The organism is Mycolicibacterium confluentis (genome assembly GCF_010729895.1).
Taxonomy (GTDB): Bacteria; Actinomycetota; Actinomycetes; order Mycobacteriales; family Mycobacteriaceae; genus Mycobacterium; species Mycobacterium confluentis.
Genome location: NZ_AP022612.1, coordinates 3603021 through 3617614 on the forward strand (window position 1 = coordinate 3603021; position 14594 = coordinate 3617614).

19 protein-coding genes are annotated in these 14594 nt (G+C 68.3%); 10 read left to right on the plus strand and 9 right to left on the minus strand.

Going from position 1 to position 14594, the window contains the following annotated elements:
* The first annotated feature begins 46 nt into the window (after nucleotides 1-46).
* The 3 genes from G6N34_RS16945 to G6N34_RS16955 are packed head-to-tail and all read left to right on the plus strand — an operon-like array spanning nucleotide 47 to nucleotide 2243.
* On the plus strand, nucleotides 47-658 hold the full coding sequence (locus tag G6N34_RS16945) for an acid phosphatase (protein ID WP_085148706.1): 612 nt from the start codon (nucleotides 47-49) through the stop codon (nucleotides 656-658).
* Complete coding sequence (locus G6N34_RS16950; RefSeq protein ID WP_085148708.1) at nucleotides 655-1749, plus strand: isochorismate synthase; 1095 nt, start codon at nucleotides 655-657, stop codon at nucleotides 1747-1749. Before G6N34_RS16945 ends, G6N34_RS16950 begins: the two co-directional genes overlap by 4 nt.
* Complete coding sequence (locus G6N34_RS16955) at nucleotides 1746-2243, plus strand: GNAT family N-acetyltransferase (RefSeq protein WP_085148710.1); 498 nt, start codon at nucleotides 1746-1748, stop codon at nucleotides 2241-2243. The genes G6N34_RS16950 and G6N34_RS16955 overlap by 4 nt, the downstream gene beginning before the upstream one ends.
* 1 nt (nucleotide 2244) lies before the next feature.
* Here the strand turns inward: G6N34_RS16955 and G6N34_RS16960 are convergent, their stop codons facing one another.
* Nucleotides 2245-2562: a hypothetical protein gene (locus G6N34_RS16960; protein WP_234812775.1), complete on the minus strand. Its 318-nt coding sequence runs from the start codon at nucleotides 2560-2562 to the stop codon at nucleotides 2245-2247.
* A 62-nt stretch (nucleotides 2563-2624) separates the two neighbouring features.
* Nucleotides 2625-3068 carry a type II 3-dehydroquinate dehydratase gene (gene aroQ, locus G6N34_RS16965; protein WP_085148716.1) on the minus strand — a complete coding sequence of 148 codons (444 nt, stop codon included), beginning with the start codon at nucleotides 3066-3068 and terminating at the stop codon, nucleotides 2625-2627.
* 157 nt (nucleotides 3069-3225) lie between these two features.
* On the opposite strand from aroQ, the gene G6N34_RS16970 reads away from it, so the two are divergent.
* The 3 genes from G6N34_RS16970 (at nucleotide 3226) to G6N34_RS16980 (ending at nucleotide 5161) form a co-directional block, all read left to right on the plus strand.
* A complete protein-coding gene (locus tag G6N34_RS16970) occupies nucleotides 3226-3654 on the plus strand; it encodes a M15 family metallopeptidase (protein WP_407663276.1) in 429 nt (142 codons plus the stop codon).
* Between the two features lie 28 nt (nucleotides 3655-3682).
* Nucleotides 3683-4663: a diacylglycerol/lipid kinase family protein gene (locus G6N34_RS16975; protein ID WP_085148722.1), complete on the plus strand. Its 981-nt coding sequence runs from the start codon at nucleotides 3683-3685 to the stop codon at nucleotides 4661-4663.
* Between the two features lie 243 nt (nucleotides 4664-4906).
* Nucleotides 4907-5161 carry a WhiB family transcriptional regulator gene (locus G6N34_RS16980; RefSeq protein ID WP_085148725.1) on the plus strand — a complete coding sequence of 85 codons (255 nt, stop codon included), beginning with the start codon at nucleotides 4907-4909 and terminating at the stop codon, nucleotides 5159-5161.
* 85 nt (nucleotides 5162-5246) lie between these two features.
* Here G6N34_RS16980 and G6N34_RS16985 read toward each other — a convergent pair whose 3' ends face one another.
* Both G6N34_RS16985 and G6N34_RS16990 read right to left on the minus strand, forming a co-directional pair.
* Nucleotides 5247-6746: a two-component system sensor histidine kinase PdtaS gene (locus tag G6N34_RS16985; RefSeq protein WP_085148728.1), complete on the minus strand. Its 1500-nt coding sequence runs from the start codon at nucleotides 6744-6746 to the stop codon at nucleotides 5247-5249.
* 8 nt (nucleotides 6747-6754) lie between these two features.
* Nucleotides 6755-6970, minus strand: coding sequence for a biotin/lipoyl-binding carrier protein (locus G6N34_RS16990; RefSeq protein ID WP_068245366.1), 216 nt, complete (start codon nucleotides 6968-6970; stop codon nucleotides 6755-6757).
* A gap of 180 nt (nucleotides 6971-7150) precedes the next feature.
* Between G6N34_RS16990 and G6N34_RS28505 the strand changes: the two genes are divergently transcribed.
* On the plus strand, nucleotides 7151-7225 hold the full coding sequence (locus G6N34_RS28505) for a 50S ribosomal protein bL37 (protein ID WP_011728008.1): 75 nt from the start codon (nucleotides 7151-7153) through the stop codon (nucleotides 7223-7225).
* Nucleotides 7226-7407: 182 nt separating this feature from the next.
* On the opposite strand, the gene rsrA is transcribed toward G6N34_RS28505, so the two are convergent.
* Both rsrA and G6N34_RS17000 read right to left on the minus strand, forming a co-directional pair.
* Nucleotides 7408-7710 (minus strand): mycothiol system anti-sigma-R factor, encoded by a 303-nt coding sequence (gene rsrA / locus G6N34_RS16995; RefSeq protein WP_085148731.1) that lies wholly within the window; start codon nucleotides 7708-7710, stop codon nucleotides 7408-7410.
* Nucleotides 7707-8357, minus strand: coding sequence for a sigma-70 family RNA polymerase sigma factor (locus G6N34_RS17000; RefSeq protein ID WP_085149981.1), 651 nt, complete (start codon nucleotides 8355-8357; stop codon nucleotides 7707-7709). The genes rsrA and G6N34_RS17000 overlap by 4 nt, the downstream gene beginning before the upstream one ends.
* Nucleotides 8358-8604: 247 nt before the next feature.
* On the opposite strand from G6N34_RS17000, the gene ybaK reads away from it, so the two are divergent.
* The 3 genes from ybaK to G6N34_RS17015 are packed head-to-tail and all read left to right on the plus strand — an operon-like array spanning nucleotide 8605 to nucleotide 10750.
* Nucleotides 8605-9096, plus strand: coding sequence for a Cys-tRNA(Pro) deacylase (ybaK, locus tag G6N34_RS17005; RefSeq protein ID WP_085148734.1), 492 nt, complete (start codon nucleotides 8605-8607; stop codon nucleotides 9094-9096).
* Between the two features lie 11 nt (nucleotides 9097-9107).
* Nucleotides 9108-9965, plus strand: a complete 858-nt coding sequence (locus tag G6N34_RS17010) for an SDR family oxidoreductase (RefSeq protein WP_085148737.1) — start codon at nucleotides 9108-9110, stop codon at nucleotides 9963-9965.
* A gap of 8 nt (nucleotides 9966-9973) precedes the next feature.
* Nucleotides 9974-10750: a class I SAM-dependent methyltransferase gene (locus G6N34_RS17015; RefSeq protein WP_109788285.1), complete on the plus strand. Its 777-nt coding sequence runs from the start codon at nucleotides 9974-9976 to the stop codon at nucleotides 10748-10750.
* On the opposite strand, the gene G6N34_RS17020 is transcribed toward G6N34_RS17015, so the two are convergent.
* From G6N34_RS17020 to G6N34_RS17030, 3 genes are read right to left on the minus strand one after another with little or no spacing between them, the layout of a single operon-like run.
* Entirely contained in the window at nucleotides 10728-12254 is a 1527-nt protein-coding gene (locus G6N34_RS17020) for an aldehyde dehydrogenase family protein (protein ID WP_085148744.1), read from the minus strand. The genes G6N34_RS17015 and G6N34_RS17020 overlap by 23 nt on opposite strands.
* A 51-nt stretch (nucleotides 12255-12305) precedes the next feature.
* Nucleotides 12306-13814, minus strand: coding sequence for a DUF7782 domain-containing protein (locus G6N34_RS17025; protein ID WP_109788286.1), 1509 nt, complete (start codon nucleotides 13812-13814; stop codon nucleotides 12306-12308).
* Nucleotides 13811-14587 carry an SOS response-associated peptidase gene (locus G6N34_RS17030; protein ID WP_197746688.1) on the minus strand — a complete coding sequence of 259 codons (777 nt, stop codon included), beginning with the start codon at nucleotides 14585-14587 and terminating at the stop codon, nucleotides 13811-13813. The genes G6N34_RS17025 and G6N34_RS17030 overlap by 4 nt, the downstream gene beginning before the upstream one ends.
* Between the last annotated feature and the right edge of the window lie 7 nt (nucleotides 14588-14594).

Sequence of the window (14594 nt, forward strand, 5' to 3'; positions counted from 1 at the left end):
CGACTCCACGGCGTGGCTCCGGCGGCGTCAGGCAGAATCGTCAGTCGTGAGTGTTGGTGAGCATCGGCTGGTCCTGTTGCGCCACGGAGAGACCGAATGGTCGAAGTCAGGTCAGCACACCAGCACTACAGATCTCGATCTCACCGAATACGGCCGTGAGCAGGCCGGATTGGCGGCCCTGGCGGTCGCGCACCTGGGACTCGAGGACGCCGTGGTGTTCTCCAGCCCGCGACGTCGTGCACTGGCGACCGCCGAACTGGCGGGCCTGACGGTATCCGAGGTCCTGCCCGGACTCGCCGAATGGGATTACGGCGACTACGAGGGCCAAACGACGCATGACATCCGCACCCAGACCCCGGGCTGGCTGCTGTGGACTCACGGCTGCCCGGGCGGCGAATCGGTTTCCGACGTGAGCAGGCGTGCCGACGCGGCGATCGAACTGGCGCTGGACACCATGCGCGAACGCGATGTGGTGTTCGTCGGCCATGGCCACTTCTCCCGCTCGATTGTGACGCGCTGGGTTGAACAACCGTTGTCCGAGGGCGCGCGGTACGGCTTCGGCCCGGCGTCGCTGGCCGTGTGCGGCTTCGATTACGGCCTGCGCCAGCTCAAATCGCTGGGGTTGACCGCGCATCGTGTGAACACCGAGACGCCGTGACGCCTCCGTCCTTCGTCCTGAGCGGGCCCGCAGGCACCATCATCGGCTCCGGTGTGCGCACCCCGTTCTCCGAGATCGGTGCGGCGCAGCGCGCGCTGCGCTCCGGCGATGTGCCGATCGTGGTGGGCGCGCTGCCGTTCGACACCTCCGGTGTCGCCGCGTTGCACGAACCCGAGACCCTGTCGCGGGGTGACAGCCTGCCGTCCTGGCCGAGCATCCCCCTGCCCCGCGTCACGGACGTTGCGCCGGAACCGAATCCGGCGGTCCACCGGGATCGGGTGGTGGCCGCCATCGCCCGACTGACGGCCCCCGGCACGGAACTGCACAAGGTGGTGCTGGCCCGCGCGCTGCGGGTGAGCGCCGACGCACCGTGGGACGCCCCGACGGTGCTGCGCCGCCTGCGCGACGCCGACCGGGGTGGGTACGCCTACCTGGTGGACCTGTCCCCCGCCGGCGGCACCTACGCGGGCACGACATTCGTGGGCGCGAGCCCCGAACTGCTGGTCGCGCGCTCCGGCGACCGTGTGACGTGCCGGCCGTTCGCGGGTTCGGCGCCACGCTCGGCCGATCCCGACGTGGACCGCGCCAACGGCCGGGCGCTCGCGGAGTCCGCGAAGAACCGCCATGAGCATCAACTGGTGATCGACGTCATGCGCGCCGCGCTCGAACCGTTGTGCGTCGAGTTGGACATCGCCCCCGAACCCGAGCTGCACCACACTGACGCGCTGTGGCACCTGAACACCCCGATCTCGGCCCGGTTGCGCGAAAGGGACACCACAGCAATGGATCTGGCGTTGGCACTGCAGCCGACCCCGGCCGTCGGCGGGGTCCCGACCGCAGCCGCGAAAGCGCTGATCGCCGAACTCGAAGGCGACCGCGGGTTCTATGCTGGAGCCGTCGGCTGGTGCGACGCCCGCGGCGACGGCCGGTGGGTGGTGTCGATCAGATGCGCGCAGCTGTCGGCGGACGGCCGGACCGCCACGGCACACTCCGGCGGGGGCATCGTCGCCGAGTCCGATCCCGACGACGAGGTCGCCGAGACCACAACGAAGTTCAAGACGATCTTGGCCGGACTGGGAGCGACACCATGACACAGCACATTCGGCCCGCCCGCCCCGGCGATGAGGCGGCGATCACCGCGATGGTCCACCAACTCGCCGATTTCGAGAAGGCCGCGCACGAGGCCACGGTCACCGAGGAGCAGATGCGCACTGCGCTGTTCGGCGACCACCCGATCGCGTACGCCCACGTCGCCGAGGTCGACGGCACAGCCGCGGCCGTCGCGGTGTGGTTCGTGAACTTCTCCACCTGGGACGGGGTCGGCGGCATCTACCTCGAGGACCTGTTCGTGCGTCCGGAGTTCCGCCGTCGGGGCCTGGCCCGGGACCTGCTGGTGACCCTGGCGCGCGAATGCGTGCAACGCGGTTACTCGAGGCTGTCCTGGGCCGTGCTGAACTGGAACGTCAACGCGATCGCACTCTACGACGGCGTCGGCGGCCTGCCGATGAACGACTGGACCACCTATCGGGTGTCGGGGCTGAACCTCACCGCACTGGCCGGCGAGCCGGTGGTGGACCAGCCCTGAGTCAGTCCCGTCGCGAAACCCACTGCACCGCAGAGGGACTGAACAGAAGCCCGAGCGCCACGAGCGCAACGAGGGCCACCGGGACGGCATAGGTGAGCTGGTGGGAGCTGTAGATGTACCAGGCCACCGGGAGCAGCAGCAGGTTGATGAACACCGCGATGCCGCGGCCCCAACGCCGCTCGGTGAGCAGCGCCCACCCGCCGGCCGTCACGCCGCCGCCGACCAACAGGAACCAGATGGCGGTGCCGTACCCGCTGACGATGTGCTGGTCGGCGCCCAGGACCGCACGCACCACCAGCACGGCGGCCACGATCAGCATCAGGATGCCCTCGGCCAGCACGACGAATCCGGCGTAGCGCACTGCCGGCGGCGGAGCCTCGCTCACTTCGCGAGCCTCTCGGCCAGCCAGTCCACCGCGAACCGATAGCCCAGAGGACCGGCGCCGGCGATCACCACTTCGGCGACGGCCGAGGTGAAGGAGTGGTGCCGGAACTCCTCACGGCGGTGGATGTTGCTCAGGTGCACCTCGACGACGGGCAGGTCGGCGGCGCGCAGGGCGTCGGCGATCGCCACCGAGGTGTGGCTGTAGGCGGCCGGGTTGATGATGATGCCCAGGCAGTCCTTGCGTGCCAACTGGATGGCGTCGATCAACGCCCCCTCGTGATTGCTGTGCACCGCGCGCACCACGAAGCCGTGTTCCGCGGCGGCATCGGAGGTCAGCTGCTCGATCTGCACCAGCGTGGTGGTGCCGTAGATCTCGGGCTGACGCGTGCCCAGCAGGTTCAGATTGGGCCCGTTGACGAGGAGCAGACGGCGTTCGGTCACCCCAGTACGGTACCCACGCTGCGACGGCATCGGGCCAGGCACACCGGGACACTGTCATAGGGTGTGTGCGGGCCGGGAGCGAAGGAGGCTGCGGATGTCCGCCAAGGCGTTGATGGCTGCCGCGGGCATCGCGGCCGCGGCCACCCTGGGGGTCCCGATGGCGCGCGCCGACGATGGCGTGGTGACGTTGTCTCCGTTCGACGTCGGGAATCCGGCCGTCGGCGGACTTCAGCCCGAACTGTTGTCGGCGGTCCAGACCGCCGCGAACGCCGCGGCCGCCGAGGGCGTCACGATGACCGTCACCTCGGGGTGGCGCTCGCCGGAGTTCCAGCAGCAACTGCTCGACGACGCCGTGCTCACCTACGGCAGTTATGCCGCCGCTCGGCAATATGTGCAGACCCCGACCGCGTCCAAGCATGTGCTCGGCGAAGCGGTCGACATCGGCGGTCTGGGCGCAGACGAATGGCTCATCGCCAACGGCCCGCGCTTCGGCCTGTGCCAGATCTACGCCAACGAACTGTGGCACTTCGAGCTGGCGGACCCGATGAGCGGCTGTCCCGCGCTGCTGCCCAACGCCGCGGCCTGAACCCGCACGGCGGTTAGGCTCGGAACTCGTGCGTGCCGTGCTGATCGTGAACCCCAATGCCACCTCCACCACCCCTGCGGGCCGCGACCTTCTGGCGCACGCTCTGGAAAGCCGGGTGCGGCTGACCGTCGAGCACACGAATCATCGTGGCCACGCGAGCGAGATCGCCGAGAAGGCCGCCGCCGACGGCGTGGACGTGGTGATCATTCACGGGGGCGACGGCACCGTGAACGAGGTGGTCAACGGCATGCTGGGCAAGCCGGGGCCGCTGCCGCCGCTGCGCCGTGTCCCTGCGGTGGCGGTGGTTCCCGGAGGCTCGGCCAACGTCTTCGCCCGGTCGCTGGGCATCCCTTCCGACCCCGTCGAGGCGACGAACATGCTGGTGGACCTGCTCAGCGAGCACGGCCGCGAACGCAGTTGGCGTCGCATCAACCTGATGGACTGCGGTGAGCGCTGGGCGGTCTTCACCGCCGGGTTGGGCGTCGACGGTGAAGTGGTGGCGGCAGTGGAGGCCCACCGGTCGGGTAAACGCAGCGGTAAAGGCGTCTCGGCGAGCCGCTACATCAGGGTCGCGGTGCCCGCGGTGTTGCGCAGCGCCCGACGGGAGCCCAAGCTCACGCTGCACCTGCAGGACCGCGAGCCCGTCTCGGGCGTGCACTTCGTCTTCGTGTCGAACTCCAGCCCGTGGACATACGCCAACAAGAGGCCCGTCTGGACCAACCCGGACTGCCGCTTCGAAGGCGGCCTGGGTGTGTTCGCGACCACAAGCATGAATGTGTGGCGCAATCTCGGTCTGGTCCGCCAGATGCTGTCAAAGCGCCCGAAGATTGCTGCCAAGCATCTGATTCGCGACGACAACGTGTCCTGGGTCCGAGTGACGAGCGACACGCCGGTTGCGACCCAAATTGACGGTGATTATCTCGGCGAGCGCGAAACTATGACGTTTACGTCAGTCTCTGACGCTTTGAGTGTGGTGGCCCCGCCTGCCGAAACCGCCCCTGAACTGTGATGATGATTTCACTTGCGTTGATTTAGGGCGCAGCTGAGTGTGAGTGTAGTACAACGGGGTGAGGGCGAGGGAAACCGGCCCCGGCAGTGACATTGCCCACGTGTTAACTGAGTCCTATTGACATCTGTCCAGCCTCTGGAACGATCAGATGCAACAGTGCAGAAACATTCGGTGCACGTGTTGACAGCCGAACACAAAAAGATTGGCGCGTTTTGCTGCGCGCCCAAGTAAGGAGTAATTGCCATGGATTGGCGTCACAATGCGGTCTGTCGTGATGAGGATCCGGAACTGTTCTTCCCGGTTGGGAACAGCGGTCCCGCGCTCGCTCAGATCGCCGACGCGAAGCTCGTCTGCAACCGCTGTCCCGTGACCACCGAGTGCCTGAGCTGGGCGCTTGAGTCGGGCCAGGACGCCGGTGTGTGGGGCGGCATGAGTGAAGACGAGCGTCGCGCCCTCAAGCGACGCAACGCGCGCACCCGGACCCGTACTGGGGTCTGACCAGCGCGAACATGACAAAGGGCCCCGGCAGCGCCGGGGCCTTCGTCATGTCCAGGGCGGTGCGCTTTTCGTGTCACCGCATGGGTCACTGCGACAGCCGGGACCGTCGTCCGATCGGCACCCGCAGCGTGACGTCGGTACCCCCGTCGGGCACGTCATGCATGCCCAGTGACCCGTCGAGTTCCGCGGACACCAGGGTCCGCACGATCTGAAGGCCGAGGCGGTCGGACTTCTCCAGGCTGAAACCGGCTGGCAGGCCGCGGCCGTCGTCATGCACCACGACATCGAGCCAGCGGGCCGACCGCTCCGCGCGAATGGTGACCGAACCGCGCGCCGCCCCCGCATCGAAGGCATGTTCCAGGGCGTTCTGCACCAATTCGGTGACCACCATGATCAGCGCCGTCGCACGGTCGGCGTCGAGCACTCCGAGCGCGCCCTCACGGGTGATCTTGATCGGCGCGTCCACCGACGCCACGTCGTTCATGATCGGCAGGATGCGGTCGATCACCTGGTCGAGGTTGACCTCCTCGTCGACCGACATCGACAACGCGTCGTGCACCAGAGCGATCGAGGAGACCCGGCGCACCGACTCCATCAGGGCTTCCCGACTCTCGGCATTGTTGGTCCGACGGGCCTGCAAGCGCAGCAGCGCCGCGACCGTCTGCAGGTTGTTCTTGACCCGGTGGTGGATCTCGCGGATCGTGGCGTCCTTGCTCAGCAGCGCGCGATCCCGTCGCTTGACCTCGGTCACGTCGCGGATCAGCACCGCTGCCCCCGCCGGAGCACCATGGGCGACCAACGGGATGGTGCGCAACAGCACGGCCGCACCACCGGCGTCGACCTCCATGCGCATGCTCGAACCGCCCGCGATCGAGTCGCGGACGTGCTCGGCGAGTTCCTGCGCCTCGAACGGGTCGGAGATCAGCGGCCGGGTGATGGCGACCAGGTTGTGGCCCTCCAACTCCGAGGTGAGCCCCATCCGGTGGTATGCCGACAGCGCGTTGGGGCTGGCGAACGCGATGTCCCCGTTGCCGTCCAGCCGGATGAACCCGTCCCCCACGCGGGGACTCGACCGCGACATGGCCAGGTCACCGACGTTCGGGAACGTGCCCTCCGACAGCATGAGCACCAGATCGCCGGCACAGTCCAGATAGGCCTGCTCCAGCGGACTGGACAGCCGCATCGCTGCCAACGCCGTCTGGTGCGTCAGCACGGCCACCACGGCCTCGCCGTGTTTGACCGGCACGGCCTCGATGTTGAGGCCCATCGGTCGCACGGACAGCGACGGACCAGGGTCGTCCTCGCGGCCGATCACCCCGGACTGAAACGCCGCGACCACCAGCGGAAGCTCGTGGGCCGACGCCGTCGTGCCGACGGCGTCGCTGAGCAGGACGGTCGGTGCGGTGTTCGGCCGGCACTGAGCCACGCACACCAGGTCGCCGTCGTCGCGGCGCACCCACATCAGGTAGTCGGCGAACGACAGATCCGCCAGAAGCTGCCATTCACTGACCACGGCGTGCAGATGATCGACCGCGCCGCCAGGCAGGACGGTGTGCTCGGCAAGAAGCTCACCGAGTGTGGACATGCCTCGGGCTAGCTGATCACGGCGATGAGGTCGCCGGCCTGGATGACGTCACCCACGGCCACGTTGACCTTCGTGACGGTGCCTGCGGCTTCCGCCAGAACTGGGATCTCCATCTTCATGGACTCCAGCAGCACCACGGTGTCGCCCTCGCTGATCTGGTCGCCCTCGCTCACCACCACTTCGAGCACGCTGGCAACGATCTCTGCGCGAACATCCTCGGCCATCTCCACCTCATCACCGATCCAGGGCTGTTGACGCTTTATCGAACCACAACACCGCAGCCGACCGCCTGACACCTGCCCTTGTGTTGCCCGCGGGACAAAGCATCCTCCCCGACATGAGACAATGAGACCAACACTGTTCGGGCCCGGCCCGGATTGGACATCGACACCGGAGGTAATGACATGGCCAAGCGTGGCCGGAAGAAGCGCGACCGCAAGCACAGCAAGGCCAACCACGGCAAGCGTCCCAACGCCTGAGCCTGCTCATATGCAGACCGCCCGAGCTCTTTGAGCCGGGCGGTCTTTTCTATTGCGGGACGTCTGCGGGCCCCTGCGGGGGCAGCAACGCCCCAGCCCGGCGTTGGCACCGGGACTAGGTCACTGCCACGCACTGGTCGTCCCAGTGGGCGCGTAGGCGGCGTTGGGGGCCTCTGAGGCCGTCAGCCGCGGCGGATGATCGTGGTGCGGCTGATCTCCAGCCGCAGTCGCTGACGCAGGCCCTCGGGAGCCTTCTCCCCGCTGCACTTGGTCGCGACGAGCTTTTTGATCCGATCCTCGACGCCGTAATAGCGCAGGCATGCGGGGCACTCGTCGAGATGATGCTGGAGCTTCTCGCGGGTGTCCTCGGTGCATTCGCCGTCGAGCAGCGTCCACACCTCGGCGATCACCGCGGCGCATTCGGGATGCTCAGGGTCGACGGGGCCCACTGGGGGCTGCCAGCGGTCGTTCTCGTCGGCGCTCATGACGACACCTCCTCGGCCTCGTCGAGTTGATGGCCCCGGATGAAACCACGGTCCTTTGCGACATCGGTCAGCAGTTCCCGCAGTTGGCGACGTCCGCGGTGCAGCCGCGACATCACCGTTCCGATCGGCGTATCCATGATCTCCGCGATCTCCTTGTACGGGAAACCTTCGACGTCGGCATAGTAAACCGCCATTCGGAAATCTTCAGGCAGAGCCTGCAGCGCCGCCTTGATCTCGGTGTCGGGCAGCGATTCAAGGGCCTCCACCTCAGCCGAACGCAGCCCCGTCGAGGTGTGCTCGGCGTTGGCCGCCAACTGCCAGTCGGTGATCTCGTCGGTCGGATACTCCGCGGGCTGGCGCTGCTTCTTGCGATAGCTGTTGATGTAGGTGTTGGTCAGAATGCGGTACAGCCAGGCCTTCAGGTTGGTGCCCTCACGGAATGACCGGAAACCCGCATACGCCTTGACCATGGTCTCCTGCAGGAGGTCCTCGGCGTCGGCGGGATTGCGCGTCATCCGCAGCGCACCGCCGTAGAGCTGGTCGAGCAGCGGAATCGCGTCGCGCTCGAACCGCGCGGTCAGTTCGGCGTCGGTCTCCTCGTGCACCGCCGCCGTGCCCGTGCCGTCCACGTCATCCAAGTCGGTCATCGTGCCTGACACAGTCCCTTCCACCGCCGCGTACCCACTGATCCCCACCGGCTCCAATGACCCGAACGTCGCAGTCAACTGTGCCGCTGTCGGAGTATCCAGGCATTGCAATGCCACCAGACTCCCCTATCTGCCCAATCCTAGGGCCGTGTACCGACAAACTCGCCCTTTGCGGGCGGGACTGCAGGTGGGAACAGTATTTTCCGCCGCGATATTTCCGCAGCGGGCCCACCGCTAGCCTTGCGCCGTGGCCAAAGCAGCAACCCCCGCGATCGCGGCCCTTGTGAAGGCCGGCATCCCCCACGAGGTGCTCACCTATCACCACGACCCGCGCACCACGAATTTCGGCGCCGAGGCGGTCGCCGAACTCGCCAAGTCGCACGGCGTGGTTCCCCAGCAGGTCTTCAAGACGCTGGTCATCGCGCTGCCCAAGGGCCTGGCCGTCGCCGTGCTCCCGGTGCCCGCCACGCTGTCGCTGAAAGCCGCGGCGGCCGCGCTGGGGGTGCCCAAGGCCGCGATGGCCGACACCGCCGAGGCTCAGCGGAGCACGGGCTACGTCGTGGGCGGCATCTCCCCGCTGGGCCAGCGCAAGAGGCTGCCGACCGTCGTTGACGCCTCGGCGCTGGAGTGGGATCAGATCCTGTGCAGCGCGGGCCGGCGTGGGCTGGACCTGGCGTTGGCGCCGCGCGACCTGGTCGAGATGACTCAAGCCCTGGTTGCCGACATCCGTACTGGCTAGGGTCTGAACACATGGCTGAGGATCGCCCGCTGCAGGGCAAGACCATGTTCATCTCGGGTGCCAGTCGCGGCATCGGCCTGGCGATCGCCAAGAAGGTCGCCGCCGACGGTGCCAACATCGCGTTGGTGGCCAAAACCGCCGAACCCCACCCCAAACTGCCGGGCACCATCTACACCGCCGCCAAGGAGATCGAGGAGGTCGGCGGGCAGGCGCTGCCGATCGTCGGCGACGTCCGTGACGGGGACTCGGTGGACGCCGCGGTGGCCGCGGCCGTCGCTCAGTTCGGCGGCATCGACATCTGCGTCAACAACGCATCGGCCATCAATCTCGGCTCCATCGAGGAGGTCCCGCTCAAACGCTTCGACCTCATGAACGGCATCCAGGTCCGCGGCACGTACGCGGTGTCGCAGGCCTGCATCCCGCATATGAAGGGCCGCCAGAACCCACACATCCTGACGCTGTCACCGCCGATCCTGCTCGAGTCCAAGTGGCTGCGGCCCACGCCCTACATGATGGCCAAGTTCGGTATGACGTTGTGCGCGTTGGGAATCGCCGAAGAGATGCGCGAGGCCGGCATCGCCTCCAACACGCTGTGGCCCCGCACCATGGTGGCCACCGCAGCCGTGCAGAACCTGCTCGGCGGCGACGAGTCGATGGCCCGCTCCCGAAAGCCCGAGGTGTACGCCGACGCCGCCTACGCGGTCCTGACGAAGCCCGCGAGTTTCACCGGCCACACGCTGCTGTGCGAGGACGTCCTGCTGGACTCCGGTGTCACCGACCTCTCGGTGTACGACTGCATCCCGGGATCCGAACTCGGCGTTGACTTCTGGGTCGAAGGCGCCAATCCCCCCGGCTACACCGGACCCTGAGCCCACCCATGACGTTGTGGGCACAGGGCCGCTATGAGTCGGTGGCCGAACACATCTCCGACATCGCGGTGCAGACCGTCGAGGCCGCAGACCGACGTTCACCGCTGGCCGGCGCCGCGGTGGTGGACCTGGCCTGCGGCACCGGGAGCGCCGCACTGGCCGCGGCCGCGCGGGGCGCTCGGGTCACGGGCGTGGACCTGACACCGGAACTCCTGGATCTCGCCAAGGCCAAGGCCAACGGCACGGACGTGGACATAAGGTGGGTGGCCGCCGACGCGGCCGACACGGGCCTGCCCAGCGCGGCCTTCGACGTCGTCGTGTCGAATATGGGCATCATCTTCGTCGAACCCGACGGGCAGGTCGCCGAGCTGAGGCGCCTCCTCAAACCCGATGGCGTACTGGCCTTCTCAGCGTGGGTTCGCGTGACCGGCAACCCGCTGTCCGACCCGATCGCGGCGGTGTTCGCAGGCGCGCCGGTCCCGGCGTTCACCCCCGACCAATGGGGTGACCCCGAGCAGATTGAACGCCGCCTGGCGGCCGGGTTCGGTGAGCTCACGATCGACACCGGGGTCTACACATGGCGATTCGAGAATCTCGACGCCGCGCTGCGGTTCGTCCAGTATGAGTCACCTCTGCACCTCGCGGCATTCGCCCGCTGTGATACCGCGCAGCGCGAAGCCCTCGCCGAGGCGTTCGCGGCGGCACTGCGGGAGCACATCGACGCCGACGGTGCGGTGCGGTTCGACTCGCCCTACGCGGTGGTCACCGCGCGCCGCGGGGCTTGATCCCCAGACGACGCCAACCGCGGGCCGACATCGCCCGCATCGCGCCGAGCGCGAACTGACGCTTGCGCTTCGAGGCCGGGTACCACAGCAGTTCACTCTTCTGCGTCGGAATCCGCGGCGCCGTGATGGCCTGCTGGCGGCAGTATTTGCGGATTCCGTGCGGCCCACCGGCCCGGTAGCCGACGCCGGACTCCTTCCAACCGCCCATCGGCAGCGTCGGGCAGAACACGTTGGCCAGGGCGTCGTTGACGTTGACGGCCCCCACCTCCAGGCGCCGCGCGATGCGTTCGCCGCGATGGGGATCGCCAGTCCACACCGTGGCCGACAACCCGTAGGTGGAGTCGTTGGCCAGCCGGATCGCCTCGTTCTCGTCGGCCACCTTGATGACCGGGATGGTCGGCCCGAACGTCTCGTCGGTCATGCAGGCCATGGTCTGGTCGACGTCGGCCAGGACCGTGGGTGCGAAGAACGTCCCGACGCCCGTGGGTTTGCCGCCCGTGAGCACCTTGGCGCCCGCCGCGGTCGCGGCGTCGACATGCCTGGCCACGAGGTCGCGTTGCGCTTCGGTGGCCATGGCGCCGGTGTCGTGGTCGGCGCCCTGGCTGACGGCTCGGACCTTGGCCGCAAGTTTGTCGACGAACTCGTCGTACACCGGAGCCTCGACGTAGACGCGTTCCACCGACACACACACCTGGCCCGAGTTGAACAACCCGCCCCAGGCGATGCCGTTGGCCGCGCGCTCCAGATCGGCGTCGGCCAGCACGATCGCGGGATCCTTGCCGCCCAGTTCCAGGCTGTAGGGGATCAACCGCTGCGCGCACGCCACCGCAACCCTGCGACCCGTTGCGGTCGATCCGGTGAACTGGACGTAGTCGACGTTGTCGATGAGCGCGGCGCCGGTGTCGCCGTAGCCGGTGACCAGTCCGAGCACCGGCGGCGCACCGATCTCGGTCCACCCGCGGGCGAATTCGACCGCCGAAAGCGGGGTCACCTCAGAGGGTTTCAACAGCACCGCGGCGCCCGCCGCCAACGCGGGCGGGACGTCCATACCCGGCATCGCCAACGGGAAGTTCCACGGCGTGATCACCCCGACCAGGGGCTGCGGGCGGTAGACCGTGGTGAACCGCTTCACGCGGTACAGCGGGCTGTGCGCCTTGGGGTGCCCGTCGGACAGGTACTCCTCGGCGTGGGTCGCCCAGAAGTTCACGTTGTCGCCCGTGGCGACCGGTTCCAGGCTGGCGTCGTTGCGGGACTTGCCCGTCTCGGACATCAGCACCTCGGTGAGGTGGTCGGCGTTGTCGAGCAGCCAGTTCTGGAACTCCAGCAGCCAGCGTTTCCGCCCGCGCGGCCCCATGGCCTCCCACTCCGGTTGCGCCGCGCGCAGTTCCTCGGCCCTCTTCGCCACGGTGTCGGCATCGTGGATGGGCACGCTGCCCGACACCTGCCCCGTCGCGGGATTGCGGACGGTGATGTCGGTTTCGGTCCTCGGCTGTGTCGCGGTCATGGCCACCCCCTGTGAGTCACCTCACAGCATGGCATCACCGTCAGGACAGCGCTAGCGAGCCTCGTACAGGATCCCCCGGCCGATGCCCTCCCGCACCACGGGCAGCGCTGCCTGCGCCAACGCGTCGGAATCGACGCCATGGTGCGCCGCCAACAGTTGCAGCAGGGTGCCCAGTGCGACCTCGCCACGGCAGCCCGCGAGCAGCGCCTTGGACACCTCGTCGACTCCCAGCACCGCGGCCGGGCCGCCGGGCCTGCGCACCGCGGCGCCGATCTGCTGCCAGCCCTCTGCCCCCGGCAGTGAGTGCTCCTCGAGCAGCACCGGAGCCGTCGACAGCCTGGCCGCCAGCAGAGCCTCGTCACTGGTCTCGCGCAGGTAGGCGCGGCGGGCCAGGAACGCCTCGACCTCCGGGCCCGTCAACGCCTCGTCGGCGCCGGTGATCTCCTCGAGCACCTGATCGCAGGGGCCAGTCTCCCCCGGCCGCCGCGCGCGCAGCGTGATGGTGCCCATTCCGACGCCGCTGATGTCCTCCGCGGCGAACCAGTCGAGCCAGGCCCCGCCGCGCTGCGCGGTCTGCTCCGGGGTCTCCCCCGCATCGGAAGTCCACAGCGCGACGTAGCTGACCGGGTCGGCCAGTTCACGCTGGACCACCCAGGCGTGCAGGTCGGTGCAGGCCAGCCAGCCCTGCACCCGCTCGCGCCAATCGGCACCGGGCCGCACGATCCAGTTGGCCATGATCTGCGCGGTGCCGCCGGGCGCGAGGTGCTCGCCGACCTGTTCGATCAGGCTCTGCGACAACGCATCTCCGGCCATTCCGGAGTCCCGGTAGATGTAGTCGGTGGATCCGGCGCCGACGACGAACGGCGGGTTGGACACAATCAGATCGAACCGCTCCCCGGCGACCGGTTCGAACAGGCTGCCGCAGCGCAGATCCCACGTCATACCGTTGAGCCGGGCTGTCGCCGCGGCCAGGGCCAGCGCCCGCTCGTTGGTGTCGGTCGCGACGATCTGCTCGCAGTGCCCGTCGAGATGCAGGGCCTGGATGCCACAGCCTGTGCCGAGGTCCAGCGCGCGTGTCACCGGCGTGCGGATCACCGCGCGGGCCAACGACATCGATGCGCCGCCGATTCCCAGCACGTGGTCCCGCCGGACCGGACCCGGCCGCATCGCGGCGTCCTGATCGGAGACGACGAGGAAATCGCGCGCGCCGTCACTGTGCGGGCGGATGTCCAGCGCCGCGCGCACAGTCTCCGGCGCGGCGGTCTCGAGCACACCTTGGGATATCAGTGTCCCGACGCCGGTGCCGGGCAGCGCGCGCTGAACCGCGTCGCGGGACTCCTCGGAGCCCAGCAGGAACATCCGGACCAGCAGCGCCAGGGACTGGTGTTCCGCGGACGCGGCGCGGGTGGCCCGCAACGCGGGCCACCACAGCCCACGGTGCAGCGCGGCATCGACCTGCTCGCCGAGCAGTGCGGCCACCCCGTCTGTGCTGTAGCCCGCGGCGCGCAGATCCCTGCCGATCGCATCGATGACGCCGGCGTCGACCAGTGGGGCGCTCAAAACAGTTCGGTCTGCTCGGCCTGCGGATCGACCGCGGCGATCAACTCGGGACCGTTGTTGCGCACGCTGTTGACCAACGTCGAGACCTCGCGGATCGCGATGCGGTCCAGGTCGCCGTGGCCCCGCAGCAGTCCCTCGTCGATCGGGGCATCGGGATCCATCCAACGGTCCCAGTCCGGTGCGCTGATGGTCAGCGGCATCCGGTCGTGGACCTCGGCCAGCGGGCCGACCGCATCGGTGGTGATGATCGTGCAGCTGAGCAGGGGCGCGGCGTCCTTCGGGGCGCCCTTGGGCCGCCATGTGGTCCACAGCCCGGCCATGAACAGCGGCTCGCCGTCGGAGGCGTGCAGGTAGAAGGGGGTCTTCTTGCCCTTCTCACCACGCCATTCGTACCAGCCATCCATGGGCACCAGGCACCTCTTGTTCTTGGCCGAGTTGCGGAACGCAGGCGATTCGGTGACCTTCTCGGCGCGCGCGTTGATCAGCAGCGGGCCTTTGGCGTCGGGGCGGCCGTCGGCCCCGGCTTTGGTCCACGGGGGCACCAGACCCCAGCGCATCGAGCGGAGGCGCCGCGTGGAGTCGTCGTCGGGTTCGGTGTGCCGTTTGACGACGGTGCTGATGGTCGTCGTGGGGGCCACGTTGTAATTCGCGCTCGAGCCCTTGTCCGAAGCCTCGTCAGGGGCCTTGCCCGAAGCCGCCGCCGTCTCGTCCAGGGCTTGGATCTTCTGGGCCAGCAGCGCGGGGTCGGTGGTCACTGCAAACCGTCCACACATAACCTCC